The organism is Streptomyces hydrogenans, assembly GCF_014656075.1.
Classification (GTDB): domain Bacteria; phylum Actinomycetota; class Actinomycetes; order Streptomycetales; family Streptomycetaceae; genus Streptomyces; species Streptomyces hydrogenans.
Genome location: NZ_BNBS01000115.1, coordinates 1 through 25,961 on the forward strand (window position 1 = coordinate 1; position 25,961 = coordinate 25,961).

Genomic DNA, 25,961 nt, shown 5'->3' on the forward strand with positions numbered 1-25,961 from the left:
CACCGGCCCTACAGGCCGCGTGACTAAACCTGTCACCCAACGCTGCATCAGACCCGAAGGCTGGCCCGGGTGACCGGCGTGGACTTCGACGATGCCTGGGTCGAGATCCGGCTCACCACCCATCCGGACGAGCGACATTTCGCCCTCGCCCACGACGTCCTCACCCAGGTGCTCCTCACCCGGAGCGCCGTCTGCCTGGCGGAGGGGACGCGGTACGCACCGGAGGGCGGGACGCGGTACGTGGCGGATCCGGGCACGCGGTACGTGGGGGATCCGGGCGCCCGGTACGCGCCGGGCGGCGGTACGCGGTACGCGTCCGAGGCGGGGCTGAGGTCACCGGAGGAGGGACGGCCTCGCGACGGGTCGCTCAGGCCGTGAACGGTGGCGTGGCCCGTGACGGGGCGGGCCGGGTGAGCGGCGGTGCGGCGCGCCTCAGGCCGTGACCGCCGCCGCCTCCAGGGGGCGGTCCGGTCGACGGGCCAGGAGCCGGCGGATCTCGGTCACCGCCGCGCGCCCGGCCCGGTTGGCGCCGATCGTCGAGGCCGACGGGCCGTAGCCGACCAGATGGACGCGCTCGTCGAGGACGGCGCGGGTCCCCTCCACCTGGATGCCGCCGCCCGGGCCCCGCAGCCGGAGCGGGGCCAGGTGGTCGATGGCCGGCCGGAAGCCGGTCGCCCACAGGATCACGTCCGCGTCGACCGTCCGGCCGTCCGCCCAGACGACGCCGGTCGGCGTGATCCGTTCGAACATCGGCCGGCGGTCCAGGACGCCGTTCGCCAGCCCCGCGCGGATCGCGTCGTTGAGCGGCAGCCCGGTGACCGAGACCACGCTGCGCGGCGGCAGACCCCGCCGCACCCGCTCCTCGACCAGCGCGACCGCCGCCCGCCCCTCCGCCTCGCCGAAGGGGCCCTCCCGGAAGACCGGTTCGCGCCGGGTCACCCAGGTGGTCGCGGCGGCGTGCTCCGCGATCTCCAGCAGGTGCTGGGTGGCCGACGCGCCGCCGCCCACCACGATCACCCGACGCCCGGCGAAGGCGTCCGGCCCCGGGTATCCGGCGGTGTGCAGCTGGGTCCCCCGGAAGGTCTCCTGGCCGGGGTAGTGGGGCCAGAACGGCCGGTCCCAGGTGCCGGTGGCGTTGATCAGCGCCCGGGTCGCGTACACCCCCTCCGAGGTCTCCACCCGCAGCCGGCCGCCCTCGCCCTCCCGGACGGCGGTCACGTCCACCGGCCGGTGCACCCCCAGCTCGAAGGTCCGCTCGTAGCTGTCGAAGTAGCCCGCGATCACCTCGGAGGAGGGACGGGCGGGATCGGCGCCGGTCAGCTCCATGCCCGGCAGGGAGTGCATCCCGTGCACCTTGCCGTACGTCAGCGAGGGCCACCGGAACTGCCAGGCGCCGCCCGCCCGGGGCGCGTGGTCGACCACGACGAAGTCCCGGTCCGGCGCCAGGCCGGTGCGCCGGAGGTGGAAGGCGGCGGAGAGCCCCGCCTGACCGGCGCCGACGACCACGACGTCCACCGTACGGACCGCTGCTTCCACCACAGAATCGTTCACGTTTCTACCAACCGGGGTGGGGGCCGGGATCTTCCCGGCCCCGCCCCCGCGACGGCGCCGGTGCCGGAGCTCACCCCCGCTACGGCGCCGGAGCCCGGCCCCGCCCCGCGACGGCGCCGGACCCCGCATCGGACCCCGCGACGACTGTGGGACCCGACCCCGCCCCCGGCTCCTCCCCGGGCCCCGGCTCCACGTCGGCCTAGCGTCCGCCCCCGATCCCCGCGAGGCCCGCCGCGCCCGCCAGGAGCGGCGACGCGGGCACCGTCGTCAGCAGACCGCGCTCCGCGAGCAGCGGCGTGACGCCCTCGCCGAACCAGTACGCCTCCTCCAGGTGCGGGTAGCCGGAGAGCACGAAGTGCTCCACGCCCAGGTCGTGGTACTCCTCGATGCGGTCGGCGACGTCCGCGTGGCTGCCGACGAGCGCCGTACCGGCCCCGCCCCGCACCAGGCCTACGCCCGCCCACAGGTTCGGGGCGATCTCCAGCCGGTCCCGGTCCAGCGCGCCGCCCCCGTGGAGGGCGAGCATCCGCTGCTGGCCCACGGACTCGCTGCGGCCGAGCAGCGCCTGCGCCGCCGCGACCGTCTCGGCGTCGAGGTCGGTGAGCAGCCGGTCGGCGGTCGCCCACGCCTCGCGGGAGCTGTCCCGCGAGATGGTGTGCAGCCGGATGCCGAAGCGGACGGTCCGGCCGCGCTCCTCGGCGAGCCGACGGATCCAGTCGATCTTCTCCTTGACCTGCCAGGGCGGCTCGCCCCAGGTGAGGTAGACGTCGGCGTGCTCGGCGGCGACCGGACCGGCCGCCGGGGACGAGCCGCCGAAGAACAACTCCGGCAGCGGGTCCGGCGGCAGCGCCGTGAGCCCGCCCTCCACCTGGTAGTGCTCGCCCTGGAAGTCGTACGGGCGTCCGCTCCACACGCCCCGCACCACGGACAGGAACTCGGCGGTGCGCGCGTACCGCTGGTCGTGGTCGAGGTGGTCGCCGAAGCGCCGCTGCTCGACGGAGTCGCCGCCGGTCACCACGTTGAGCAGCAGCCGGCCCCGGGTGATCCGCTGATAGGTCGCGGCCATCTGCGCGGCGAGCACGGGGGACAGCACGCCCGGCCGGAGCGCCACCAGGAACTTGAGCCGTTCGGTGTGCTGCGCGAGCGCCACCGTCGTCAGCCAGGCGTCCTCGCACCACGTGCCGGTCGGCGTCAGCACGGCCTCGAAGCCGAGCCGCTCGGCCGCCTTCGCGATCTGCGTCAGGTACGCGATGTCGGGCGCGCGGACCCCGGCGATCGCGCCGGAGCGGTTCCGGGTGATGCCGCCGTCGGTGTAGGCGTGCCGGTCGACGAGGGTGCGCCCGTCTCCGCCGGTCGGCAGGAACCAGTGCAGGTGGACCGTCATGGTCAGTTGTCCTTTCCGTAGGAGCGCGCCGGAGTGGTCGACGGCGGCAGGTCCTTGTCGAAGCGGTGGTCGACGAAGTCGGCGAACCGGAAGCGGTTCGGGATCAGCCCCAGACCGGCGAAGGTGTCGGCGATCCGCTGCTCGGAGGCGATCGCCGCGTCGTCGAGGGCGACGGGGATCCGGGTGCCGCTGCTGCGCTTCACGGCGGCCAGTGCCACCTCGTACGGCAGTCCCGTCTCCTTCGACCAGACCTTCGCCCACTCCTCCGGGTGGTCGAACACCCAGTCCTGGGCGCGCCGCAGCCGCTCGACGAAGTCGCCGAGGGCCTTCTCCTTCCGCGCGTCCGCGAGCGCGGCGGGCGCGGCGACCTGGAAGCCGAGCCCGTTGACGACCCCGCGCCCGTCGGTCAGCACCCGTCCGGAACCGCTGTGCAGCACCTGGGAGGTGTACGGGTCCCAGACCGCCCACGCGTCGACCTTCCCGCTGGTGAAGGCGGCGAGCGCGTCGGCCGGCTGCAACAGCGTGACCTGGACGTCCTTGAGCGTCAGCCCCGCCTTCTCCAGCGAGCCGATCAGCTGGAAGTGAGCCGAACTGCCCTGTGCCACCGCGATCTTCTTGCCCTTGAGGTCGCGGGCGGAACGGAGCGGCGACCCCTTCGGCACGAGGATCGCCTCGCCGGCCGAGTCGCCGTGGGTCGCGGCGATCACGGTGATCTTCGACTTGGCTCCCGCGGCGAAGACCGGCGGGGTGTTGCCGACGCCGCCGATGTCGACGGCCCCGGCGTTGATGGCTTCGAGCAGGGGTGGCCCGGAGGTGAAGGTGGACCATTTCACCCGGTAGGGCAGGTCGTCGAGTTCTCCGGCCGCGCGCAGCACGGCCTCGGCGCCGCCCTTCTGGTCGCCGACGTTCAGGACGAGATCGCCCTTGCCGTCGGTGCTCCCGCCGGCGTCGGCGCCCGAGGCGGGCGTGCAGGCGGTCGCCGCGAGCAGTGCGAGCGGGAGCAGCAGCGCGGCGGAGAGGGAGAGACGGAGGGACTTCACGAGGGGGCTCCTAGGAGGGGGAGTGTGCGGGGGACTTGGGCGAAGGGACCCGGACGCCGGCAGGGGCGGAAGTGGTCACCGGGACGGCGCCGGACTCGCCCTCCCCGACGCCGAGTTCGGCGAGGAGACGGCCGCGGAGGGCGGCGAAGGCGGGGTCGGCGGGGGAGCGGGGCCGGTCGAGCGCGACGGGCGTGTCGTACGCGATGACGCCGTCGCGCATGACCAGCGCCCGGTCGGCGAGGAGCAGGGCCTCGTCCACGTCGTGGGTGACCAGGAGCACGGTGCAGCCGCGCCGCCGCCACAGCTCGGCGACGAGCCGCTGGGCCTTGATCCGGGTCAGCGCGTCGAGTGCCCCGAACGGTTCGTCGAGCAGCAGCAGGTCGGGATCGCGTACCAACGCGCGGGCCAGAGAGGCACGTTGGGCCTCGCCGCCGGAGAGGGTCTTGGGCCAGACGTCGGCCCGGTGGCCGAGGCCGACCTCCTCCAGGGCCCGGTCGGCGACGGCCCGGTCGGGGCGGCCCGGCAGCCCGAGGAGGACGTTGCGCCAGACCCGCTTCCAGGGCATCAGCCGGGGGGCCTGGAAGGCGACGGCCCGTCGGCGCGGCACGAGGACGGTGCCGGAGATCTCGCGGTCGAGCCCGGCGAGGACCCGCAGCAGAGTGGACTTGCCGCACCCGCTGTGTCCGAGCAGCGCGGTGAACTGCCCCGGTTCCAGGGTGAGGTCCAGCCCGTCCACGACCGGCCGGCCGTCGAAGGAGCGGGTCAGGCCCTGGACGGTCACTGTCCGGTGAAGGTCGGTCGCCATTGCAGCAGCAGCCTTTCGAGAGTGCGGACGACGGCGTCGGCCAGCAGGCCGAGGAAGGCGTAGACGACGAGGCAGACGACGATCACGTCGGTGCGGAAGAACTCGCGGGCCTGGTTCATCAGGAAGCCGATCCCGGCGTCGGCGTTGATGGACTCGCCGAAGACCAGCGCCAGCCAGGCGGTGGCGAGCGCGTACCGCAGCCCGGTCATGGCCCCCGGGAGCGCGCCGGGCAGCACCACGTGCCGCACGAGCCCCCACCGTCCGAGGCCCAGCGACTGCCCGGCCTCCACGAGTTGGGCGTCGACGCCGCGGATGCCGGCGTACACGTTCAGATAGAGGTGGAAGGCGGTCCCGAGGGCGATCAGCGCCACCTTCGGGGCCTCGCCGATGCCCAGCCAGATGATCAGCAGGGGGATGAGGCCGACCCACGGGACCGTGCGCAGCATCTGCACGGTGGCGTCCACGAGGTCCTCGCCGAGCCGGGAGAGCCCGGACAGCAGCGCCAGCGCCGTCCCGACGGCGCCGCCGATGAGCAGTCCGGCGGCCACCCGCCGGAGCGACACCCCCATGGCGGTCGGCAGGGTCCCGTCCGCGACCAGGTCGGCGGCGGACCGCGCGATCGTCCCCGGCGAGGCGAGCACCTCCGGCGCGAGCGCCCCCGTGGCGCTGGCCACCTGCCACACCAGCAGGAGCAGCAGCGGCCCGACGGCCCGTCGCAGCCAGCGCGGCACGACGGCCCGGCGCCCGGGGCGCCGCAGGGGAGTGAGCGATTCGATATCAGGAATACCGGATATATCCGGCAGGAGAGGTACAGGGGGTGGCGGTGCGTGACCGACGGCCATGAGGAGACTCCGGTACGGGAGGGAAGGCAAGGGGGCGGGAACGGGGAACGGGTACGCGTCGACGTCACCGCACGCGGAGGACACACGCGTACGGCGAGAGGATCAAGGCGTCAGAGCGTCAGGAGCAGAGCCGCGACCGTCGGAGCGGCCGGCGGCGAGAAGGCGTCAGCGGCCGCGGAGACAGGTGGCGGAGGCCACCCGCAGCAGGTCGATGTGACCGCGCGTGGTGAGCAGTGCTGTACGCAACATGGCGCGAACGTAGCGACCCCCGCCCGACACGGTCAACGCCGTCTCGGAGCGTGGACGCGCAATCCCGCGCCCCGGACGGCAGGATGACTTCATGTCACACTCCTTCACCACGCGCGTCATCAGCCTCACCACGGGTTCCGAGGAGACGGTCACCGACCTGACGCAGGTCTGCGAGGGCTTCCTCACCGAGACCGCCACGGGCCGCGACGGCCTCCTCAACCTCTTCGTCCCCCACGCCACCGCGGGCCTCGCCGTCCTGGAGACGGGCGCCGGCAGCGACAGCGACCTCCTGGCCACCCTCCACCACCTGCTCCCCGCCGACGACCGCTGGCAGCACCGCCACGGCACCCCCGGCCACGGCCGCGACCACGTCCTCCCCGCCTTCCTCCCGCCCCACGCCACCCTCCCCGTCGTCGCCGGCCGCCTCGCCCTCGGCACCTGGCAGTCGGTCTGCCTGGTCGACACCAACAAGGACAACCCCCAACGGCAGGTGCGGCTCGGTTTCCTGGGGTGACCCGGTCGGTCGAGTGCCGGCTCCCGAGGCGAGCCGGGACCGCCGGGCGGCGTCGCGGTGCCGCCCGGCCGAGGGGCGGGGCGGCACCGCGACGGCCGGTCCGGTCAGACCTGGGGCCTTCCCGGGAGGGGGTCGGGAGCCCCCGCTGCCCGTGCCGCCTGCCACGTGCGGGCGCTGCAGTTCGGGGGGAACGGGGGGAAGAGGTGCCCGACGAGGTCGATCCGCCAGCTGTGTCCTTCCACGCAGTCGCAGACGTACTCGCCCGCCGCCGGCGTGTAGTGGCCGGGGAGAAACGTGACAGATGAGGCCATGGGGTGTCCTGGCTTTCTTGGGGTGACTGGGCGTTCGGGATTCGCGGAGGGGGCTTCGGGCGGATGCGCGGTCCTCGGGAGACGACCCGAACGGCGGTGCTCGCCGGACCGGCGTCGGGTGCGTGCGCCGCTGCTCCCGGCGGCGGGCCGGTGGCCGGAAGCGAGACCTTTCCGGTCCGTCCGGGAAACCGCTGCGGCACAACGACGCACGAACGACGCGAATGGTCCCGCGTCGCCGCCGGAGAGACGCTGGTCTTCCTTCGCCTCGCGCCCTTCGGCCCCGGCCGCTCGGCCGCATCGCGGAGGTGCGACAGAGCAATGTCCGACCGGGGCCTCGCCTCACCGGCGGGGGTTCGACGATTGGGGAGACCCTCATGAACACCCACGCCGTCGCAGTGAACGGTCTGGCCGCCGGCGTCTGGCAGTCCGGACTCGCCCAAGTGCTCGGTGGCCTGATCGTGGTCGTCGTGCTCATCGGCGCCTTCGCCCTGGGGATCAGGCTCACGGGGAAGGAGCTTCCGCCCCCGGCCCCCGGCACCCAGCCGCACCGCCCCGAGACCGACCGGCACCCCGGTGAGATGTCCGAGTACCGGAAGCCCTCCGAAATGCCCCACACCGACGGGGAGCATCGTCTCCTGCCCTACAACCTGAAGAGCTGCGGCGACGCCTCGGCCCATCCGCCCGGTGAGGAGCAGCGCAAGTGGGGCGGCATCTCCAGCGGCGGCTTCGGCAGCGGTGGCACGGGCCACGGCGACTGAAACACCGGTTCACGCCCGTACGGAAGGCGAACGGCGCGCGAGGGTCCCTCCCCCGCGCGCCGTTCCCGTGTCCGGTGGGGGAGGGCGGTCCCGCGTCCTACGCCGTGGCCGTGCGGGTCTCACGGTCGGCCCGCCGGGATGGCGGCGGGCGGGACCCCGTGGTCCGCTGGTGCCGTGGGCATCCCTGCGCCGCGGCCTCGTCCCGAGGGACCCGTTACGGCCGTCGGCATCGAGACCCCGTCCCTTCCCCCGGATGTCTCCGGAGACGACTGGTGCCCTCCAGCCCGCCCGCGCCCCCCTGCGCCCACTGCCTGGCCCGGAACGACGACGCACCGCCGCACGGCGACGTCGTACGGGAGTCCTTCGAGCCCCTCTTCACCCGCTGGTACCCCGTCGTGCTGCGATGGGCCCGGCGCCGCTGCATCGATCCCCAGGACGCCGAGGACGTCGCCCAGCGGGTGTTCGCGGACGTCTGGTCGCACTCCGCCCGGTACTGCCCGCGTCGCGGCGACCTCGGCCCGTGGCTGCGCGGCATCACCGTCCACAAGGCGGCCGACGCGTCCGGAGCGCTGATGCGGCGTCACGAGGGCTTCCGCCGCATGGTCCTGGGGGGCGCTCCGGAAGGTCCCGACGTCTGCGCGCACGCGGTGGAGCGCCTGGGCCTCGCCGTCCACCTGGCCGGTCTGCCGCCCGAGCGCCGCGAGGTCCTCTTCCTCGCCTACTACCTGGGGCTTACGCAGCCCGAGATCGCGCGACGCCTCGGCCTGCCCCTCGGCACGGTCAAGAGCCATACGAGGAGGGCGCTGCGCTCGCTCGCCGGAGCGGTCGACGAAGGGGCGGACGCCCCCGCGGACGGGCCGGCCGCCCCCGTACCCTGAGCCCTCGCGCCCCCCGGTCGGTTCCCGGCCGCCCCCGCTCGTCGGGATCGGCCCCGAAGGCCCGGGACGAGCCGCACGGGGATCCGCGGAGGCCCTGAGGGCACGGTTACGGCCGCAGGGCCGCAGGGCCGCAGGGCCGCAGGGCCGGTGGGAAGCGGGCGCGGCGGCCGGCCGGCAGGGCTTCGTGGAATCGGAGCCGTGCTCTCCGGAGCCGCACACCCTGACGACGGGGCCCTGGCGACGGGGCGGATCGTCTCCGCCGCACAGCCGGAACGGCTCGCGGGCGAGGGGCGGGTGGGTTTCCGGGCGCGGGCGTCCTGAGCGGCGGGTGGGAGGGTGTTCACCTCCGGGCGGCACCCGCCATGACGGGTGTGACCAGGAGGCGGTCGATCGTTTCGGCGGGGTCGGCCCCCGCCGGCATGCCCGGGGCCGTTCCGGTCACCGCGCGGTCGGCGAAGCCCGTGGCGAGGTGGGGCAGGCGCACGTCCATGATCGCGACTCCGCGGGCGCGTTGCTCCCGGCGCACCACTCCGAGCCAGGTAGCGAGGGCGGTCTTCGCCGCCGCGTAGTCGGCCGTGCCGCGCATCGGCCGGTCGACGATCGCGCCGGTGACGACCGCGACGGTGCTCGCGGCCTCCAGGACGCACAGGGCCCCCCTGACCACCGACATGGGGGCGAGCGCGTTGACGGTCACGAGGTGTTCGGCGACCGCGTCCGTGACGTCGCCCGCCGCGCCGAAGCCCGCGACGCCCACGGTGACGACCACCGTGTCGAGCCCGCCCAGGGCGTGGGCGGCCCACGGTGCCAGCGCGGCACAGCGTTCGAGGTCGTAGGCATCGAACGTGCGCGTCGGGCAGCCGTCCAGCCGGCGGGACCGCTCCTCCAGCCGGGCGGGGTCGCGCCCCGCCAATGCCACGGAGGCTCCTCGGTCGGCCAGCAGTCGTGCCGCCAGACCTCCGACCTCCCCGGTCGCCCCGACGACGAGGACTCTTCTCCGACCTGTCATCCCGTCCTCCCGGGTGTGGGCTCCTGTTCCTTCGTCCCGAGGACGGCCCGTGGATGCGGCAGGTGTCCGCGGGTGGACGGTGACCTTCGGAGCGGCGTGGAGCGGCGCGGCGCTTCGCGCATCGGGTGCATCCAGGGAACGGCTCCGCCCGGAAGACCCACCGATCCGAAAGCCTCCGTCGCTCGCCCGCGGTCGCACGTACGGGTCTTGCTTCGATATATCTTCATCATTGAGATTGTTTATGATCAAGGCATCCTCTCCGGGAGTTCTCATGTCCACACCCCTGAGGTGGGCCGGCCGACTGTTGCCGCTCCTCGTCCTCGTCGTCTGGCTCGTCATCGGAGGAGGGCTGGGTCCCTACGCGGGCAAGCTCGGCGAGGTCGCCACCAACGATCAGGCGGCCTTCCTCCCCCGGAGCGCCGAATCCACCCGGGTGCTGGTGGAGCAGGAGGCCTTCCGCCAGGAGGAGACCCTGCCCGCCCTGGTCGTCTGGACGGCGCCGGGGGACGGGCGGCTCGACCCCGCGGCGCAAGCGGCGGCGACGCGGGCGCTCGCTTCGCTGGAAGGCGCGCCCGGAGTGGTCGGCGCGCCTTCTCCGGCGCTGCCGTCCACGGACGGCGAGGCCCTGCGGGGGATCGTCCAGCTCCGGCCCGACCTGGGCGACGAACTCCCGGCGACGATAGGAAGGATCGATGCCGCGGTGTCCGCCGTTCCGGGCGCGGAGGCATGGCTCGGCGGACCCGCCGCCACGCAGGCGGACCTCTCCGACGCCTTCGCCGGCATCGACGGCCTTCTGCTGGTGGTCGCCCTGGTGACGGTCCTGGTGATCCTGCTCCTCGTCTACCGGAGCGTCCTGCTCCCCCTGTTGATCATCATCGGAGCCGTGTTCGCCCTCGGGCTGGCCTGCGCCGTCGTCTACGTCCTGGCCGACCACGACGTCGTGCGCGTGGACGGGCAGGTGCAGGGAATCCTGTCCATCCTCGTCATCGGGGCCGCCACCGACTACGCGCTGCTGCTGGCCGCCCGCTACCGCGAGGAGCTCGGAGCCCGGGACGGGGACCGCGTCCCCGCCATGCGGGCGGCGCTGCGGCAGTCCATCGGGCCGATCACGGCCAGCGCGGCCACCGTCGCACTCGGTCTTCTCGCGCTCCTCCTCAGCGACCTGACCAACAACCGCGCACTGGGGCCGGTCGGAGCGATCGGCATCGTGTGCGCCGTGCTGAGCACCGTGACGTTCCTTCCCGCGGCCCTGGTCCTGCTCGGCCGTGCCGCCTACTGGCCCGCACGTCCCAGGTCGACGCCCGCCGACGACGCGCACCCGGCCTGGCGCAGGATCGCCGCCCTCGTCGACCGGGCGCCCCGCAAGGTCTGGGGAGGATCCCTCGCGGCCCTGCTGGTCTGCGCCGCCTTCTCCTTCGGCCTCGACTCCAAGGGCGTGCCGCTCGACGAGATCTTCGTCAAGGACGCCCCGTCCGTCGCGGCCCAGGCGCGACTGGTCGAGCACTTCCCCGGTGGCGCGGGCAATCCCGCCGTCGTCATCGCCGACGCCGGCGCCGCGGAGAGGATCCGCTCGGCGGCTGAGGAGGTCGAAGGGGTCGACTCCGCCACGGTCTTCGCGGCCCCCGGGGCCCCCGGAACCACCGAGGCGCTCGTCGCGGACGGGCGCGTGCGCATCGACGTCACCCTCGCGGACGCCGCGGACACCGATGCCGCGAAGGACACGATCGCCGGCCTCCGATCGGCCCTCCACGCCGTGCCGGACGCCGACGCCCTGGTCGGCGGCTACACCGCACAGCAGTACGACACCCAGGTCACCGCCGAGCGGGACCGGACGCTCATCGTCCCCGTGGTGCTCGCGATCATCCTGGTGATCCTGGTCGGCCTGCTGCGTTCGATCCTGCTGCCCCTGCTCCTGGTGGTGACGGTCGCGCTCAACTTCGCCGCCACCCTCGGGGTGTCCGCCCTCGTGTTCCAGCACGTGTTCGGCTTCACCGGCACGGACTCGGCCGTGCCCCTGTACGGCTTCGTGTTCCTGGTGGCGCTCGGCGTCGACTACAACATCTTCCTCATGTCCCGCGTCCGCGAGGAGGCCGTCCGGCACGGTACGCGGGAGGGGATGCGGCGGGGTCTGATCGCCACCGGAGGGGTCATCACCTCGGCCGGCGTCGTCCTGGCCGCCACGTTCGCGGCCCTGGGCGTCATCCCCCTCGCGTTCCTGGTGCAGATCGCGTTCATCGTCGCCTTCGGCGTTCTCCTCGACACCCTGGTCGTCCGGTCGCTGCTCGTCCCCGCCCTGGTACGCGACATCGGCCCCGCGGTGTGGTGGCCGGGTGCGCTCCGGCACCGCCCCTGACGGCCGGCACGCCCGCCGCGTACGCCTGCCCGGCGGCGGCGCCGGGCCGGGAGGCGGAACCGCGACGCGGCGTGCGCGTCCCGGCCGCTCGCCGGGCGCCGATCGGTCACCGGCGCGGGGTGGACGACTTCATGGCGTCGAGCAGGCGCTCGGCTGTCCACTGCGGTCCGCGCCGGCGGACCGTCTCCGACCAGCGCGGCAGCCCCTCGGGGACACGTGCGAGGAGATCGCGCACAGCGGCGCCCGCCTCGGCCTCGGTCAGCGTCGCCGGGTCCAGGCACGTGGCCAGCCGCGCGCGTTCGGCGTCATGGGCGATGGAGAACTGGTCGCTGGAGAAGGGCAGGATCAGGGCCGGCGTCGCGGAGGCCAGACACTCGGTGAACGAGTTGTTGCCCCCGTGGTGCACCATGGCGTCGACCCGGCTCAGCAGCCATCGCTGGGGAACGACACGCGCGACGTGCACCCTGGGTCCGGCGAACTCCGCGAGTCCCGGCGCCCCTTCGCCCGCGGCGACCACGACCGCCACGTCCGGACAGTGGGACAGGATGCCCCGGATCAGCAGCTCCAGTACGTCGTCGCGCGCGGACAGGAAGGTGCCGAGCGCGATCAGCACCAGGCGGCCCGCGGCCGACCTGAGCCGGCCGAGCACTCCCTCCCACTCGCCGCCGGGCCCCTTCTCCTCCGGGGGCACGCCGTGGCCCCCGTACAGGAAGCGCGTCCCGGACGCCCGGTGTTCCGGCAGCCAGGGGAACCGCGGGTAGTTGAAGACGACGGCCTGCTGCGAGGCCAGGGCGAACGCCCGGCCGGGTGCCGGGGCCCGCGGTGCGTGTGCGCGGGCGACCGCGGCGAACCGCTCGGTGAACGCGAGGTCGTTGCCCAGGGCGGCCCGCCGCAGCTCGGCGAGGTCCCGGGCGGCGGGGCGGACGGCCCCGGGCCAGGCGTAGGGGACGCCGAACAGGGCCTCGGGCCCGTGCGGCAGATACGTCGGATGTCCTGGACAGAACGTGGCGAAGGGGAGCCCGAGGCAATGGAGGGCGAGCGTCACCGGGTAGCTGAGCTGGTCGACGACGAACCAGTCGGGCGCCAGGATCTCCTGGAGGTTCCGCACCTCCGCGAGGACTTCCTCCGGGTCGGCGAGCATGTCCTCGCCACGGTGGCGGCACTGCGTCAGGAGCGCGGCGACCGCCCCCTCGCGGGTGGAGCCGAGGAACTCCTCAAGTCGTTCCGCCTCCCGTGTGCCCTGCCTCGTGCTCCGGGCGACACCGGTGTTCGCGTTGCGCGACACGGTCAGCGGGGCGAAGCCCACACCGGCCTCCTCGGCCAGCCGGGCGAAGGGGGGCGCGCACGCGAAAGTGACGTCGGAGCCCGCCCGGGCGAGAGCGCCCGCCAGCACCGACAGGGGCTGGGCGTGCGACTGGAAGGGGGGACTGATCACCGCGACGCGTGGCATCCGACCTCCTCCGCCAGAAGAACATCCGCCCGGTGATTCGTCCCGGAACGCCGAAGCGGATGCGCTTGCTCGCCCTTCGCGTACCCGGCCGCCGCTTTCCGCCGGGGCCGTGTGCCCGCGCGCCCCTCACGGGACGAAGCCGCCGCACCCGGGTGCATCCACGCCGGGAGGGGACGAGGAAAGCCTCCTGGTCGGACGTATCCCACCAGGAGTCCCCATGGAAATCTCTGTCCCGGACCGGGCGGCGCCGGGTCCCCACGCTCCCACCGCCGCGGAGGGGGAGCGTGACGCGTTCACGGCGGCGAGGCGGGCCTTCTGGACCGGGCCCGAAGGCGCGACGACGTCCTCGAACCGGCCGGACCCGCCCTCGTCCCCCCGCAGCCTCCTGTCCCGGTTGGTCGAAGAGGAGTACGGAGTGGGCGGCGGTGCGGTACACCCCGGCCAGTACGCCATGGCCACGGCCCATGACGTGGCGGTCGCCCGCCTGCGGAAGCGGGTACGGGCGGGACGGACGCCGGGCCCCGAGGAGTGCGTGCGGCTCGCGGCCGGGAGCGACGGAGCACGGGGAGCGGTCTTCGAGGCGTGGCCCGAGGCCGTACGGCTCCACGGAGGGCCTCGGGCCGCGAGAGCGTTGCGCTCCGGCTTCCGTACCGCCCGGGACCCGGAGACGACGGCCATGCTGCTCCACCTCGCGGCCGCCGCCGGCCTCCGCCCCCTCCCGGAGGACGGCCTCCTCCGGCTCGCCCGCGCCGGCTCCCGGCGGGTGCGGCACGCGGCATGGCGGCTGCTCGCCCGGTACGGGCGGCAGGGCGAGAACCGGCTCCGGACCGTGGAGCCCGCGGACACCTACGAGCGCCTCCTGCTGGAGGCCCTGCGCCACCGGCCGCGCACAGGGGGCCGACCCTCCCTGCCCTCTTCGGGGCTGGTCGTCGCCCAGTCCATGCTCATGGGACGGTTCGACCGGCCGGGCGAGGGCCTGAGCGGCGGCCTCAGCGTCCTCCTCGACTCCGTCGGGGAGGCGCTCGCCTCGACCGACGGCATCGCGGGCGTGCTCACCGTGGTCACCGCCTGTCGCCCCGATCTCGAAGCGGACCGTGTGCTGCTGCGCCGGCGGAGCCCCGGCCACTGGATCCTGCGGCTTCCCGTGGACACGGACCGTCCGGCCGGCCCGCAGGACATCGGGGAGCACCGCGAAGCCCTGGCCTGGTGGGCCACCACGCTGCTGTCCGCGCTCGGACGACCGCTCGACGTCCTTCACGTGCGCTACGCCGACGACGGTTCGCTCGCCCTGGCCGAGGCGGCCCGAAGGGTCGGTGCCGGGCTGGTGTTCACCGCGACCCCCGACCCCCATCGCCGGATGAGCGAGCTCCTCGACCGCCCTGACGCGGACCCCGACCACGTGCGCCTGGACCTGCACCGGGTGTTCCTCGCCGACCGCCTGGTCGCCCGGGCCGACCGCGTGGTGGGAATCGCCGGCCGCGGCGGAACGGCGGAACTCCTCCACCACTTCCCCCAACTCGCCCGGGGACACGGGACACGGCGGCTGAGCGCCCCGCCGGAAGGCGTGGCGCCCTACGAGCCGCCGCCCGACGCGGCGAAACGATGCGGTCTCCTCCTCGACAGGATCGCCGGCAAGGCCGGGTACGCCGAGGGGCCCCGACGGACGGTGCTGTTGAGCGTCGGGCGTCTGCACCCGGTGAAGCAGCAGGACGTCCTGGTCCGGGCGTGGATCGAGTCGGGCTGCCACCGGGAATCGGTCCTGGTCCTCGTCGGCGGGAGCACGCGTGCGCCGGACCGTCAGGAGTTCCTGACACGCGCCCGGATCCACGCGGCGACCCTGGGCGACCCGGAAGCCCGGGAAAACCTGCTCCTTCTTCCCGCGCTCTCCAACGCCGACGTGCGATCGCTCGAACGAACGCTGGCCGACCCCGTCCACCGGTTCCGGGCGCGCTACGTCTGCGCGAGCGCGAAGGAGGAGTTCGGCCTCGCGGTCCTGGAGGCCATGGAGGCGGGGATGGTCGTGGCCGGGCCCGAGCGCGGCGGCGTACCGCACTATCTGGACGACGGGGTCAACGGCCTGCTCCTGGACACCTCGTCCCCGCACGCACTGGGCCGGGGGCTGCGGCGCCTGCTGGAACTGGACGACGAGGCCGCCGAGGCCATGGCGCGGCGGGCACGGCGTCTCGTGCGCACCGAGTACTCGGCGTCCGCCATGGCCCAGGCCCTCGCGGGCCATTACGCCGACGTGGCCTCGCGAGGCCGAAAGGCGCAAAGCGGTCCGTCGCCGGAGCCGTTCGGGCCGGCACCCGTCTGACGCGGTCCGGGCGCCCGACGCGTGCGCGGGGCGCGTCCACCGGGCGCGCGTCCTCGGTCGGGCGCGTACCACCGCGTCGTCGCAGGCCGCCGGTGCCGTCCGGCACGGAACCGGAAACCGGTCCCGGAAGATGCCGTGACCGTCTCCCTCGTCCCGTTCACTTCCGGCCCGCGGTCCCTCGGCCGTCCGCCCTCGCGGGCGGTGCGGGGCCCCGGGCCGTGTGGACGCCTGGCTTCGTTCCGGCCGGTCCGAGGGCCGTCGCGTCCGTCCGCGCCGGGGCCGGGCCGGATCGTCCACGCAGGCGCCGTCGTCCTCGGACGGGGTGCGCCCCCGGCTGGTCTGCCGGGGGCGCGGTGGGACGGGGGACGTCCGGAGCGTCAGCTGACGTCGACGAGGCCCTGGGGTGCTTCTTCTCGTTCGTAGTTCGCCAGCGCCAGCCCCAGGGCGAAGAACGTGGGCGCCCACTCACCGACGAAGATGCCCCACCGGTCGGCCCTTTCCAGGTTCTCGCTCCGCCGCGAGGTGAGCCACGAAGCAAGCGACAGTCCGATCGAGCCGGCAGCCGCGAGGTAGGCGTGCTCGCTCTTCATTCCCGCGTCGTGCAGCTTCTTGACAATCATCTTCTCTCCCACTTCGGTCGAACCGGCAGCGGCGTGGTGGCCTCTCCTCGGGGTGAGCGGACCGTCCGCTGTGAGGTCACGTCAGCAGTTCGCGTGCAGGAACGCGTTGCTGGTGCTGCTGACGGTCATCTCTTTCTCCTCGTATTTCGCATTTGCCGCGTTTGCGGATGCATCACCCCCTATATGGCGATCCGAATCGGGGTGATGAGCGGGGGTGCGTCGTTCGCGTGCGCGTGCATCCGTCGTCGGACCGGAGTCCGAAGGAGCCGATGAGGAAGGGGTCACAAATCCGCCGGAGAAGAGCGGTTCTGACGGTGCGGGGGCGGCGCCTCAGGCGGAGGGCTCCATCCAGCGCCGAAGGGAGAGCAGGGCGCGCCTGATGTGGCTCTTGACCGTACCGAGCGGAAGTCCGGTCTCCTCCGAGATCTGCGCCTGGGTCATGTCGCCGTAGATCGCCATGCCGACCAGACGCCGCTGTACGGGGGAGAGGAGGCCGAGCTTCTGCAGGACCAGAACGCGGTTCAGGGCCTGTTCGCACTCGTCCTTGCTGTAGGTGCGGACCGCCTGCGCGTGCTGGCCCGTCAGCACGCGCTCCAGCTCGGTCCGCCGCGTCCGTGCCGTACGCGCGTCCAGGATGACGTGGCGCGCGATGCCGACGAGCCAGCCGCCGAGGGCGCCACGCTCCGCCCGGTATCCGGCGCGGCCGCGCCAGGCGGCGATGAACACCTGCTGCGTGACGTCCTCCGCGTCCTGGGCGTTGCCGAGGGCGCGGCGGGCGAGGGAGTACACCAGGGCGGAGTTCTGCCGGTAAAGGGTGGCCAGCGCGGACGGATCGCCGTTCGCGAACCGGGTCGCGAGCTCTGCTTCCGACTCGTCGAGCACCGTCGAGCGGTCGGCCCGCCGCGGTGTCCCGCAAGGGGCCGCGGGCGGGGCGGGCGGCGCGTGGGGGTTGCCGTGAGTCGGGGGGGAGGGGTGGGCGGAGACCATGACTTGCTCCTATGGCACGGGGATGCACCGTCTCCCTCACCGTCCGTCGAATCGATGCACAGCGGCAACACGCATTGATGTTGCGTCGAAATGGGAGGAGGGGGAAGTCGGGGCCGAAGCCTGCATCCCGTCCGGGGGAGGGCGGCGAAGCACAGGTATCCACTCACTCGCAGGGAGTGAGTGGTCCGAAAGGAACCAGCGATGAACCCCCGGACCCCCGCCCTCGTCGCAGCCACCCTCGGTACGTGCGCCCTCGTCCTGGGCGCCGCCGTGCCCGCCTCCGCCGCCGACGACACCGCCACGGTGTCCGTCCTGCACGCCGTGCCCGGACTGACCGTCGACGTGTACGCCAACGGCGACGAACTCCTCCCGGACTTCAAGCCGGGCACCCTCACCGAACCCCAGGAGCTCCCCGCGGGGAGCTACGACCTGAAGGTCTTCCCCGCCGGCGCCGACCCCTCGGGGACCCCCGCCGTCCAGAAGACCGTGGACGTCCCCGCGGGGGCGAACGCGACCGTCGTCGCGCACCTGTCGGCCGACGGCAAGCCGCAGATCGACGCCTACGTCAACGACACCTCGAAGATCCCCGCGGGGGAGACGCGGCTGACCGTCCGCCATGTCGCCGCGGCGCCCGCCGTGGACGTCCGGGCGGGAGGCCAGCCCGTCTTCAAGGGGCTCGAGAACCCCAAGGAGGACACCGCCGAGCTCGCCGCCGGGACCGTCTCCGCCGACGTCGTCCTCGCCGGCAGCGACGACGTCGTCATCGGCCCCGCCGACCTCGACCTGAAGGAGGGCACCACGAACATCGTCTACGCCTGGGGCAGTGCCGCGGACAAGAACCTCGCGCTCAAGGTGCAGACCCTGAGCGGCATGCAGGCCGCACCCGCCGCGGTGAACGCCGGCTTCGGGCAGCCCAACGACTCCGCGGCGTGGATCGCCTTCACCGCCGGAGCCGGACTGCTCGCGCTCGCCGGCGGCCTCACGGCCCGCCGCGTGGTGGCACGGTCCCGTGCCTGAAGCGCGCGGGGCCGCGCCGTGCCGCGGGCGGCCGACGGACGGCATCCTGGCCGTCGTGCTGGCCGTCTCCGGGGCGGTGGCCCTGGTGGTCGGAGCGGCGCTCCGGCCGTCCGCTCCGGATGCCCTTCCGGACGCCCCGGACTTCCACGCCCGGACGCCCCCCTCCGCGTCCGGGACGTGGGCGGGGCCGCCCCAGGGGCATTCCCCCGTCCCGCTCTCCCGTGCGCACGCAGGGGCCGGCGAACCGTCCGGCCGACCGGCACCCCCGCGGAGCGTCGAGATCCCGCGCGTCGACCTGAACGCCCCGGTCGTGCCGGTCGGAGTCGACCGGCACGGGGGCGCTCAGGTTCCCGCCGACCCCGGACGGGCCGGCTGGTACCGCTTCGGCCCCGCTCCGGGAGCGCGCGGGCTCGGCCGTACTGATGGGGCACGTCGACTCCCGCTCGGGGGACCTGGGCGAATTCGCCGCCCTCGCCGGCGTCCGCGCCGGTGACGCCGTCCTGGTGCGGCGCGACGGCGCGCCTCCCGTCTCCTACCGCGTCGCCTCCCGCGCGACGGTCGACAAGAGCGAGCTGCCCGCGTCGGCCTTCGCCCGATCGGGCCCGCCCGTCCTCACGCTGATCACCTGTGCGCCACCGTACGACCCGGACGGAGGCGGGTACCTGCGCAACCTCGTCGTCACCGCGGTTCCCCTCCCGACGCGGGACTGACCGCTCGCCGCTCCCCAAGCCCGCCCACGCATACGACGAGACCCGTGCCGGACATCCACGAGACCGCTACGCGCCGACACCTCGCGGCCCCCTCCCGGAACGAACACGAGTGCGCCCGCCCGCCCGTACTGGCCCGAGTGATGTGACCATGGCAGAACATCTCAGTGCCGACGAACTGACCGAACTCGCCCTGCGGCCCGCCGGCCCGCCCGACGCCCGCCGGCGGACCCATCTGCGGGCCTGCGGGGAGTGCGCCCGAGAGCTCCGGCAGCTTCGGCGGGTCGTCGAGAGCGCCCGCGCGACCACCATCGAAGACCTTCTCGTGCCGCCTCCGGCAGGGGTGTGGGACGCGATCTCCGCGGAACTGGGCCTGCCCGCGACCGCCGCCCGGGAGGGGCACGCCGGCGGGGACGAGCCCGCCGGGCACGCCGGCGGGGACGAGTCGTCCGGGCACGATCACCCGGGCCCGGACGGGCCGTCCGGGGACACGGCTTCGGGGCGGTCGCGCCGCCAGGGCCGGTGGCGCCGCTCCGGCCCGCTCCTCGCCGCGGCGGGTCTCGTCGCGGGGCTCCTGACCGGGAGCGCCGTGACCTGGTGGCAGCTGCACGAGGACAGGCCGCCGGCCGTCGCCGTCCTGACGGCTCCTCTCGTGCCGGTAGCCGCGCGGGCGGCCGAAGGGAGCGTCCGGATCCACCAGGGGGCGGACACGAGACGCGCGGTGACCGTGTCCGTCAGCGGACTCCCGCCGACGCGGGGCTACTACGAGGTGTGGCTCATGGACCGGAGCCACACCAAGCTGATCGCCGTGGGGGTGCTGGGATCCGACGGCACGGCCACCCTCCCCCTGCCCGACGGCGTCGATCTGGCGGGGTACCCGCTCCTCGACGTCTCCGCGCAGGTCTACGACGGCGACCCCGCCCACTCGGGGGAGAGCGTGGTCAGGGGCGACCTGCCGCCGTCGGCGACATAGGCGGGCGGTCCGTGCCGAGAGGCTCCGGCCCGGCGGCGGACCGGCGTTCCGGTTCCGGCACGGGCTCGCCGTAGACGCGGGAAAGGGAGTCGAGGGCCTCGCGCAGCCCCCGGGGGCGCAGCATGCCGGAGTCGGGCGCCCGGCCCGCCCAGCCGGGACCCGCCAGCAGCACGAGCGGCGCGGTCCGGGCACCGCGCAGGCCGAACGTCACGCCCGCCACGTGCCGTGCCAGTGCGTGGCTTGCCGTCGAACGCGCCTGGGACCACAGGACGACCGCGGCGGGACCGCACCTGCGCACCGCCGCGTCCAGCGCCTCGGCCGGGACCGCGCCGCCGAGCATGCGGGTCGCGAGGCCCCGCTCCGAGAGGGCCGCGGTGAGCGCTTCGAGCGGAAGCGTGTGGGTCTCCGACGGCACGCAGGCGAGGAGCACCGGAGGCATCGGCCTCCCCGTGGAAGCGGTGGCGGCGCGGCGGAGGACGGTCGACACCTGCCAGGACAGCATGTGCTCGACTTCGACGTAACGGTCGTTCGAGGACTCCCACTTGCGGCCGACGGCGTGCAGCGTGGGGACCATCACCTCTTCCCAGGCCGTGACGATGCCGTAGTCGGAGATCGCCTGCTCCAGCAGGGTCTCCATCGCCGGGGCGTCCAGCCGGATCGCCGCCCGGGCCAGCCCCCGGCACTCCTGGCGCACGTCCCCCAGGGGCAGTCCGCCGCCCCCGGCCGGGCCGTGGTCCGGCGGGGGAGCGGATCCGGAGGGGGCCGGGGCGGGAGACTCCTCGCCCGCGCCGGACGGCTCCCCGCGGTTGCTCCGGGCGGCCCGGGCGGCTTCCGCCGGGGGGATGCCCGACGCCGTGAGGCGGCACATCTCCTCCAGCATCGCGACGTCGGAGGGGGTCCAGCGCCGGTGCTTGCCGTCCGGGCGGGTCGCCGGCCCGATGCCGTAGCGCTGCTCCCAGGAACGGATGGTGGTCGGCGACACCCCCAGTCGCCGGGCCAGGGCCCCCGTGGTGATTCCCGGACTCGTGCCGGCCATGCGATCCACCTCCCGCTTCATCAACGCCGCGTGCCATTCAAGCGCCGCGCGGCACGGAGTCGGTCCGGCCCGCGCCGGAGCCGCCGTCGACGGGTGCCGGTCATTCCCGCGGCGGCACGGGCGAGGTCTCCGTACCGGCTCCGAGCTGGTGCGGCCGCAGCCGGTGCGCCCAGTCGGTGCGGGGAACCTCGAAGGGCCTCCGGTACGCGGACGTCTCCCCCGGCAGACGGTCGGTGGGGGGCCGCAGCGGGTGCGAGGCGGGGTCCGGCGGCGGGGCCTCCTCGTCGCGGACCCTGCTCCCGAGGACGAACGCGCCGATCAGGACGGCGACGACGAGCACTCCGATGAGAACGAGCACGATGACCTCCGGCGAAGCGATGGACGTACGTGTGGCTATGGGGTGTACGTGTGGCTTCGGCCGCCGGTGCGCGCGTGGATGCGCGCGGGGCGGAATCTCCGCCCCGCGCGCACGGGACGATCCGCTGCTCGCCGCCGTCGACGCCACTTTCCCGCTCCCGTTTTCCCTCCGGCGGGACGGCCGCGTAAGTGCGGGGAGGAATTGTACGCCTTCTTTCTGACATTTCTTCCCTTCCGCCATTTTTCTTGGTGAAAAGGGTGGATTGTTCCCTTTTGTGGGCTTAGCGTGGACGCAGACAGTAATTCGAATGCATATTCGATCCACGTGGCGGCCGCGCGGGAGCACGTCCTGCCGGAGGAGGACCGCGTCCCCTGCCGGCCGGACCCACCCGGAACCGCCGTCGCAGACGCCAGGAGATCGGCGTGAACCTCATCTTCACCACCGCCACCAAGGAACAGGCCAAGGCCCGCGTCGCGCTCGCCGGCCCCACCGGGTCGGGCAAGACCTACACCGCCCTGGTCACCGCCGCCGGGCTCGGCGGGCGGGTCGCCCTGATCGACACCGAGCACGGCAGCGCCTCCAAGTACGCCGACGAATTCGCCTTCGACACCCTCCCGCTCACGACGTTCGAGCCCACCACCCTGGTCGACGCCCTCGCGGTGGCCGCCCACGAGGACTACGACGTCATGATCGTCGATTCCCTGAGCCACTTCTGGTCCGGCACCGGCGGGATGCTGGAGCAGGTCGACAACGCGGCCAAACGCCTCGGAGCGGGCGGCAGCTTCGCCGGCTGGAAGGAGGCCCGCCCCCAGGAGCGGGCGATGATCGACGCCCTGCTCGCCTACCCCGGCCACCTCATCGTCACCATGCGCACCAAGACCGAGTACGTCGTGGAGGCCGACGAGCGCGGCCGCAAGGTGCCGCGCAAGATCGGGCTCAAGCCCGAGCAGCGGGAGGGCATCGAGTACGAATTCGACATCGTCGGCGACCTGGACCACGAGAACACCCTGGTGATCTCCAAGTCCCGGGCGAAGCCGCTGTCCGGGACGGTGCTCCACCGGCCGGGCCCGGAGTTCGCCGAGGCCGTCCTCGACTGGCTGGAGGCCGGCAAGCCCGCCCCCTCCGTCTCCGACTACGTCACGGCGGCGGCCGCGCCGGGCGCCGGCCACGAGGAGCTGCGCGTCCTCTACGAGGAGGCCCGTCGGCACAACCTGCTGGGCGCCGCCGTCCTGGACGACACCGGCGAGACCCGCACGCTCGGCCAGCTGATCGTGCGCTACGGCACCGCGGCGGCGAGGAACAGGGTCGCCGAGGACGTCGGATCCGGGGCCGGGACCAGGCGGGAGAACGGGACCGAGCGGAAGAACGGGACCGAGCGCAAGAACGGGACCGGGCCGGAGAAGAGATCCGAACAGAAGGACGGGACCACGCGGGAGCACCGGACCGAGCGGAAGGGCGCGGCCGCATGAACCTCAAGGAGCACGCCACCCGGGTCGCCGTGCTCCGGGTGCTGCGCGACGCCGTCGACACCGCGTACCGCACCGAGCGCGACGAGGTCCTCGCGGGGCTGCGCGCGGCCCGCGCCGAGCTGAACCTGAAGTCGGTCCGGGTGACCCTGCCGGACGACACGCCGATAGCCACCCTCACCCTCGTCGACCCCAGGCCGACGGTCGTGGTCGACGACGAAGAGGTCTTCATCGCCTGGGTGTCCGACAACCACCCCGGCGAGGTGGAGACACTGGTCCGGGTGCGCCCCAGCTGGCAGCACCGGTTCCTCGCCCGGCTGACCCGCCTCGACCCGGTCACCGACCCGTACACCGGCGAGGCGATCCCGGGACTGGGCGTGCTGTCGGCCTCCGAACCCCGGTCGTTCAGCCTGCGCCCCCTGCCCAGCGGGCGGGAGCACATCGCCCGCGCCCTGCGCGCCGGCACGCTCGACCTGCACCGTCTGCTCCCGCTCAAGGGCGGCGAGGATCCGTGACCGCCGCCGCCGCCGCCGCCACCACCGCCCGCCCCGGCCGGGACGCGCCCGGGACGGCGTGGTTCCCGGTCTCCCGAGCCGGCCGGCCCGATCGCGGCCGCCGGACGTCCGAGGACGCCGAACGGCCGCGGCACGCCCGCGGGGCCGTCCCGTGCGCGTACCGGTGTCCGGCGGACGCGGCGGGAAGCGGCGCACCGGTCCCGGCCGGAAGGCTCCCCCGCGGAAAGGAAGAGCGCATGCTGCAGGCCGAGACGGCCCGGCTCGTCGCCCTGGTCGCGGCGATGTGCCCGTCGACGCACCTGTCGGACGCCACGGCGGACGCCTGGCACCCGCTGCTCGCCGACCTGGACGCCGCCGACGTGCGGACCGCCGTGACCCGGCTGGGCAGGGAGAGGTCCCGCATCGCCGCCTCCGACATCCGCGCCGAGGTGCGCGCGATCCGGGAGGAGCGGCTCGCCCGCGACCCGCTGCCGCTCCCGGACAGCGACCCCGACGACCCGGGCCGTTACCGTGCGGAACTCCTCGCGCTGGTGGCCGAGATCGCCTCCGGACGACGGGTCCGGCGCCCGCCCGCCGCCCCGGCCGGCCCGCCCTCCCACCTCGCCGGCTCGCGGCGCGACCCGCGCGCCCGCTCCCTCCGCGTGCCCTGCCCCTGGTGCGGGGCCGCCGCGGGCCGTCCCTGCACCGTCCCCCGGCTCGGAACCCCGCTGAGGAGGGCCCCCGCCCACCAGGCGCGGCTCCTCGCGGCCGGACTCGCCGAGCCCGGGCCGGGACGGGAGGAGGAGACGAGGTGGAACCGATGACCGCCCCGCCCCGGGCGGGGGCCGCCGCACCGGCGCCCTGCCGCCCCTCCGGGCACCCCCGCCACCGGCACGGGACCGCCCGTCGAACCCGAACTCGAACAGGCCCGGGTGAGGAATCGCCCGTCGCACGAGAGGAGAGCCGCCATGGCCGGTGAAACCGTCGTCACCGTCGTCGGCAACCTGACCGACGACCCCGAGCTGCGCCTCACCGCGTCCGGCGACGCGGTCGCGCACTTCACCGTCGCCTCCACGCCCCGCACCTTCGACCGGCGGAGCAACGAGTGGCGGGACGCCGAGACGCTGTTCCTGCGCTGCTCGGTCTGGCGGCAGGAGGCGGAGCACGTCGCCGAGTCCCTGACCCGCGGCACCCGCGTCATCGTCCAGGGGCGGCTGCGCCAGCGGACGTACGAGACCCGGGAGGGCGAGAGGCGGACCGTCGTCGAGCTGGAGGCCGACGAGATCGGCCCGTCGCTGCGGTTCGCCGGCGCGACGATCGTCAAACCCCCGCACACCGGCGCCCCCGCCGGTTCCCGCGGCGGCCCCCGTCCTGCCGCGGAGGACCCGTTCACCCCGCCCGACGGCGGCGAGCGGCCGGTCCCCGCCGCGAGCGGACACCAGGCCCCCCACGAGGAGACGGATCCCTTCTGACGGGCCGGCGCACCCGCGCGCCAGCCGCGACCACCCCCCCGCACCCATCCGAGGCGGACCCCATGAAGGAACAGGACCGCGAGGAAGCGCTCGAACTCGCCCTCGCCCAGATCGAAAAAAGGTTCGGCACGGGCTCGGTGATGCGCCTGGGCGACGAGCCGGAGGCCCCCATCGAGGCCATCCCCACCGGCTCGATCGCCCTGGATCTCGCCCTCGGCGTCGGCGGCCTGCCCCGCGGCCGCGTGGTGGAGATCTACGGCCCGGAGTCCTCCGGCAAGACGACCCTGGCCCTGCACGCCATGGCCGCCGCACAGAAGGCGGGCGGGATCGCGGCGTTCATCGACGCCGAGTACGGCCTCGACCTCGAGTACGCCAGGCGGCTCGGCGTCGACACCGACGCCCTGCTGGTCTGCCAGCCGGACAACGGCGAACAGGCCCTGCAGATCGCCGACATCCTCATCCACTCCGGCGCCCTGGGCCTCATCGTCATCGACTCCGTCGCCGCGCTCGTCCCGCGTGCGGAGATCGAGGGCGAGATGGGCGACCCGCACGTCGGCCTGCAGGCCCGGCTGATGAGCCAGGCGCTCCGGAAGACCGCCGGCGCGCTGGGCCACTCCGGAACCACGTTGATCTTCATCAACCAGCTGCGCGAGAAGATCGGCGTGATCTTCGGCTCGCCGGAGACCACGACCGGTGGCCGCGCCCTGAAGTTCTACGCCTCGGTCCGCCTGGACATCCGCCGCATCGAGACCCTCAAGGACGGCGCCGAGCCGGTCGGCAACCGCACCCGCGTCAAGGTGGCCAAGAACAAGGTCGCCCCGCCGTTCAGGCAGGCCGAGTTCGACATCCTCTACGGCCGGGGCATCAGCCGCGAGGGCGAGCTGGTCGACCTGGGCGTCCAGTACGGCCTCGTCCGCAAGGCCGGCACCTGGTACACGTACGAGGGCGACCGGCTGGGGCAGGGCAAGGAGAACGCCCGCAACTTCCTCGGGGGCCACCCCGACCTCGCCGACCGGATCGAGGAGCGGGTCAGGGACGGACTGGGCATCGGGCCGAAGACACAGGCCCCGGCGGTGGAGCCCCGGGCCGACACGGCGCCCCGGGCAGCCGCACCCGACACCGTGCCGCCCGTCCCGGCCGAGGCCCGCCGGCGCTCCACCGCGCCGCCCTCGCCGGCCCTGACAGGTCCGGCCCCCCGCCTCCTCCTCGACGGCACCCCGGCCGGGCCGTGAAGACCGGCCCGCCGCCCCTTCACCCCGGCGCGAGGCGCACGCCGGGGGACCGGGGCGGCCCCCCGCTCCCCGGCACCGCCACGCCCCCGGACGAGACGCAGCCCCCGGACGAGACGCCGGCCCCGGGCGGGAGCGCCGCCGGCC

General features: G+C 74.3%; 25 protein-coding genes. 14 read left to right on the plus strand and 11 right to left on the minus strand.

Annotated features, from left to right (window positions below; genetic code table 11):
• Positions 1–78: 78 nt before the first annotated feature.
• On the plus strand, positions 79–378 hold the full coding sequence (locus IE321_RS32780) for a hypothetical protein (RefSeq protein ID WP_190225565.1): 300 nt from the start codon (positions 79–81) through the stop codon (positions 376–378).
• 54 nt (positions 379–432) lie between these two features.
• Here the strand turns inward: IE321_RS32780 and IE321_RS32785 are convergent, their stop codons facing one another.
• From IE321_RS32785 to IE321_RS32805, 5 genes are all read right to left on the minus strand, one after another.
• The gene (locus tag IE321_RS32785) at positions 433–1,536 is read right to left on the minus strand and encodes an NAD(P)-binding domain-containing protein (protein ID WP_226651827.1); all 1,104 of its coding nucleotides are present in this window, start codon (positions 1,534–1,536) and stop codon (positions 433–435) included.
• Positions 1,537–1,750: 214 nt separating this feature from the next.
• Positions 1,751–2,935, minus strand: coding sequence for an LLM class flavin-dependent oxidoreductase (locus IE321_RS32790; protein WP_190225567.1), 1,185 nt, complete (start codon positions 2,933–2,935; stop codon positions 1,751–1,753).
• Positions 2,936–2,937: 2 nt separating this feature from the next.
• Positions 2,938–3,975: an ABC transporter substrate-binding protein gene (locus IE321_RS32795; protein WP_043223479.1), complete on the minus strand. Its 1,038-nt coding sequence runs from the start codon at positions 3,973–3,975 to the stop codon at positions 2,938–2,940.
• Between the two features lie 10 nt (positions 3,976–3,985).
• A complete protein-coding gene (locus IE321_RS32800) occupies positions 3,986–4,780 on the minus strand; it encodes an ABC transporter ATP-binding protein (RefSeq protein WP_051841887.1) in 795 nt (264 codons plus the stop codon).
• Positions 4,753–5,622: an ABC transporter permease gene (locus IE321_RS32805; RefSeq protein ID WP_190225568.1), complete on the minus strand. Its 870-nt coding sequence runs from the start codon at positions 5,620–5,622 to the stop codon at positions 4,753–4,755. The genes IE321_RS32800 and IE321_RS32805 overlap by 28 nt, the downstream gene beginning before the upstream one ends.
• A 340-nt stretch (positions 5,623–5,962) precedes the next feature.
• On the opposite strand from IE321_RS32805, the gene IE321_RS32810 reads away from it, so the two are divergent.
• The 3 genes from IE321_RS32810 to IE321_RS32820 all read left to right on the plus strand — a co-directional run bounded on the left by IE321_RS32810 (position 5,963) and on the right by IE321_RS32820 (position 8,332).
• Positions 5,963–6,385, plus strand: coding sequence for a YjbQ family protein (locus IE321_RS32810; RefSeq protein WP_190225569.1), 423 nt, complete (start codon positions 5,963–5,965; stop codon positions 6,383–6,385).
• A 685-nt stretch (positions 6,386–7,070) separates the two neighbouring features.
• A complete protein-coding gene (locus tag IE321_RS32815) occupies positions 7,071–7,454 on the plus strand; it encodes a DUF6479 family protein (RefSeq protein WP_043223491.1) in 384 nt (127 codons plus the stop codon).
• Positions 7,455–7,726: 272 nt separating this feature from the next.
• Positions 7,727–8,332: an RNA polymerase sigma factor gene (locus IE321_RS32820; RefSeq protein ID WP_190225570.1), complete on the plus strand. Its 606-nt coding sequence runs from the start codon at positions 7,727–7,729 to the stop codon at positions 8,330–8,332.
• A 340-nt stretch (positions 8,333–8,672) separates the two neighbouring features.
• Here IE321_RS32820 and IE321_RS32825 read toward each other — a convergent pair whose 3' ends face one another.
• Positions 8,673–9,338 (minus strand): SDR family NAD(P)-dependent oxidoreductase, encoded by a 666-nt coding sequence (locus IE321_RS32825; RefSeq protein ID WP_190225571.1) that lies wholly within the window; start codon positions 9,336–9,338, stop codon positions 8,673–8,675.
• 271 nt (positions 9,339–9,609) lie between these two features.
• Here IE321_RS32825 and IE321_RS32830 point away from each other — a divergent pair, with 271 nt between their 5' ends.
• The gene (locus IE321_RS32830) at positions 9,610–11,691 is read left to right on the plus strand and encodes an MMPL family transporter (protein ID WP_190225572.1); all 2,082 of its coding nucleotides are present in this window, start codon (positions 9,610–9,612) and stop codon (positions 11,689–11,691) included.
• Positions 11,692–11,797: 106 nt separating this feature from the next.
• Here the strand turns inward: IE321_RS32830 and IE321_RS32835 are convergent, their stop codons facing one another.
• On the minus strand, positions 11,798–13,141 hold the full coding sequence (locus tag IE321_RS32835; protein ID WP_190225573.1) for a glycosyltransferase: 1,344 nt from the start codon (positions 13,139–13,141) through the stop codon (positions 11,798–11,800).
• A gap of 451 nt (positions 13,142–13,592) precedes the next feature.
• On the opposite strand from IE321_RS32835, the gene IE321_RS32840 reads away from it, so the two are divergent.
• Positions 13,593–15,455, plus strand: a complete 1,863-nt coding sequence (locus IE321_RS32840; RefSeq protein WP_190225574.1) for a glycosyltransferase — start codon at positions 13,593–13,595, stop codon at positions 15,453–15,455.
• Between the two features lie 377 nt (positions 15,456–15,832).
• Here IE321_RS32840 and IE321_RS32845 read toward each other — a convergent pair whose 3' ends face one another.
• A complete protein-coding gene (locus IE321_RS32845) occupies positions 15,833–16,075 on the minus strand; it encodes a hypothetical protein (RefSeq protein ID WP_190225575.1) in 243 nt (80 codons plus the stop codon).
• 330 nt (positions 16,076–16,405) lie between these two features.
• On the minus strand, positions 16,406–16,957 hold the full coding sequence (locus tag IE321_RS32850) for an RNA polymerase sigma factor (RefSeq protein ID WP_226651829.1): 552 nt from the start codon (positions 16,955–16,957) through the stop codon (positions 16,406–16,408).
• A gap of 306 nt (positions 16,958–17,263) precedes the next feature.
• Between IE321_RS32850 and IE321_RS32855 the strand changes: the two genes are divergently transcribed.
• The 3 genes from IE321_RS32855 (at position 17,264) to IE321_RS32865 (ending at position 19,759) form a co-directional block, all read left to right on the plus strand.
• A complete protein-coding gene (locus tag IE321_RS32855) occupies positions 17,264–18,079 on the plus strand; it encodes a DUF4397 domain-containing protein (protein ID WP_190225577.1) in 816 nt (271 codons plus the stop codon).
• Positions 18,080–18,501: 422 nt separating this feature from the next.
• A complete protein-coding gene (locus IE321_RS42370; RefSeq protein WP_229916646.1) occupies positions 18,502–18,789 on the plus strand; it encodes a class F sortase in 288 nt (95 codons plus the stop codon).
• A 148-nt stretch (positions 18,790–18,937) separates the two neighbouring features.
• Entirely contained in the window at positions 18,938–19,759 is an 822-nt protein-coding gene (locus IE321_RS32865; protein WP_190225578.1) for an anti-sigma factor, read from the plus strand.
• On the opposite strand, the gene IE321_RS32870 is transcribed toward IE321_RS32865, so the two are convergent.
• Together IE321_RS32870 and IE321_RS32875 are read right to left on the minus strand one after the other, a co-directional pair.
• A complete protein-coding gene (locus IE321_RS32870) occupies positions 19,728–20,795 on the minus strand; it encodes a MerR family transcriptional regulator (RefSeq protein WP_190225579.1) in 1,068 nt (355 codons plus the stop codon). The genes IE321_RS32865 and IE321_RS32870 overlap by 32 nt on opposite strands.
• Before the next feature lie 100 nt (positions 20,796–20,895).
• Positions 20,896–21,153: a DUF6479 family protein gene (locus IE321_RS32875; protein ID WP_079021962.1), complete on the minus strand. Its 258-nt coding sequence runs from the start codon at positions 21,151–21,153 to the stop codon at positions 20,896–20,898.
• A gap of 422 nt (positions 21,154–21,575) precedes the next feature.
• Here IE321_RS32875 and IE321_RS32880 point away from each other — a divergent pair, with 422 nt between their 5' ends.
• The 5 genes from IE321_RS32880 to recA all read left to right on the plus strand — a co-directional run bounded on the left by IE321_RS32880 (position 21,576) and on the right by recA (position 25,817).
• On the plus strand, positions 21,576–22,622 hold the full coding sequence (locus IE321_RS32880) for an ATP-binding protein (protein ID WP_226651833.1): 1,047 nt from the start codon (positions 21,576–21,578) through the stop codon (positions 22,620–22,622).
• Positions 22,619–23,134, plus strand: a complete 516-nt coding sequence (locus tag IE321_RS32885) for a hypothetical protein (protein ID WP_043223498.1) — start codon at positions 22,619–22,621, stop codon at positions 23,132–23,134. Before IE321_RS32880 ends, IE321_RS32885 begins: the two co-directional genes overlap by 4 nt.
• Positions 23,135–23,370: 236 nt before the next feature.
• The gene (locus IE321_RS32890; protein WP_190225580.1) at positions 23,371–23,937 is read left to right on the plus strand and encodes a zinc finger domain-containing protein; all 567 of its coding nucleotides are present in this window, start codon (positions 23,371–23,373) and stop codon (positions 23,935–23,937) included.
• A 144-nt stretch (positions 23,938–24,081) separates the two neighbouring features.
• Positions 24,082–24,585, plus strand: coding sequence for a single-stranded DNA-binding protein (locus IE321_RS32895; RefSeq protein ID WP_190225581.1), 504 nt, complete (start codon positions 24,082–24,084; stop codon positions 24,583–24,585).
• 62 nt (positions 24,586–24,647) lie between these two features.
• Positions 24,648–25,817, plus strand: a complete 1,170-nt coding sequence (gene recA, locus IE321_RS32900; protein WP_190225582.1) for a recombinase RecA — start codon at positions 24,648–24,650, stop codon at positions 25,815–25,817.
• The last annotated feature ends 144 nt before the right edge of the window (positions 25,818–25,961 follow it).

Coding starts and splice junctions, on each gene's coding strand:
- IE321_RS32790 (WP_190225567.1), bottom strand. CDS start 2,935: ATGACGGTCCACCTGCACTGGTTCCTGCCGACCGGCGGAGACGGGCGC.
- IE321_RS32800 (WP_051841887.1), bottom strand. CDS start 4,780: ATGGCGACCGACCTTCACCGGACAGTGACCGTCCAGGGCCTGACCCGC.
- IE321_RS32805 (WP_190225568.1), bottom strand. CDS start 5,622: ATGGCCGTCGGTCACGCACCGCCACCCCCTGTACCTCTCCTGCCGGAT.
- IE321_RS32810 (WP_190225569.1), top strand. CDS start 5,963: ATGTCACACTCCTTCACCACGCGCGTCATCAGCCTCACCACGGGTTCC.
- IE321_RS32815 (WP_043223491.1), top strand. CDS start 7,071: ATGAACACCCACGCCGTCGCAGTGAACGGTCTGGCCGCCGGCGTCTGG.
- IE321_RS32825 (WP_190225571.1), bottom strand. CDS start 9,338: ATGACAGGTCGGAGAAGAGTCCTCGTCGTCGGGGCGACCGGGGAGGTC.
- IE321_RS32830 (WP_190225572.1), top strand. CDS start 9,610: ATGTCCACACCCCTGAGGTGGGCCGGCCGACTGTTGCCGCTCCTCGTC.
- IE321_RS32835 (WP_190225573.1), bottom strand. CDS start 13,141: ATGCCACGCGTCGCGGTGATCAGTCCCCCCTTCCAGTCGCACGCCCAG.
- IE321_RS32840 (WP_190225574.1), top strand. CDS start 13,593: ATGGCCACGGCCCATGACGTGGCGGTCGCCCGCCTGCGGAAGCGGGTA.
- IE321_RS32845 (WP_190225575.1), bottom strand. CDS start 16,075: ATGATTGTCAAGAAGCTGCACGACGCGGGAATGAAGAGCGAGCACGCC.
- IE321_RS32855 (WP_190225577.1), top strand. CDS start 17,264: ATGAACCCCCGGACCCCCGCCCTCGTCGCAGCCACCCTCGGTACGTGC.
- IE321_RS42370 (WP_229916646.1), top strand. CDS start 18,502: ATGGGGCACGTCGACTCCCGCTCGGGGGACCTGGGCGAATTCGCCGCC.
- IE321_RS32865 (WP_190225578.1), top strand. CDS start 18,938: ATGGCAGAACATCTCAGTGCCGACGAACTGACCGAACTCGCCCTGCGG.
- IE321_RS32870 (WP_190225579.1), bottom strand. CDS start 20,795: ATGGCCGGCACGAGTCCGGGAATCACCACGGGGGCCCTGGCCCGGCGA.
- IE321_RS32885 (WP_043223498.1), top strand. CDS start 22,619: ATGAACCTCAAGGAGCACGCCACCCGGGTCGCCGTGCTCCGGGTGCTG.
- IE321_RS32890 (WP_190225580.1), top strand. CDS start 23,371: ATGCTGCAGGCCGAGACGGCCCGGCTCGTCGCCCTGGTCGCGGCGATG.
- IE321_RS32895 (WP_190225581.1), top strand. CDS start 24,082: ATGGCCGGTGAAACCGTCGTCACCGTCGTCGGCAACCTGACCGACGAC.
- recA (WP_190225582.1), top strand. CDS start 24,648: ATGAAGGAACAGGACCGCGAGGAAGCGCTCGAACTCGCCCTCGCCCAG.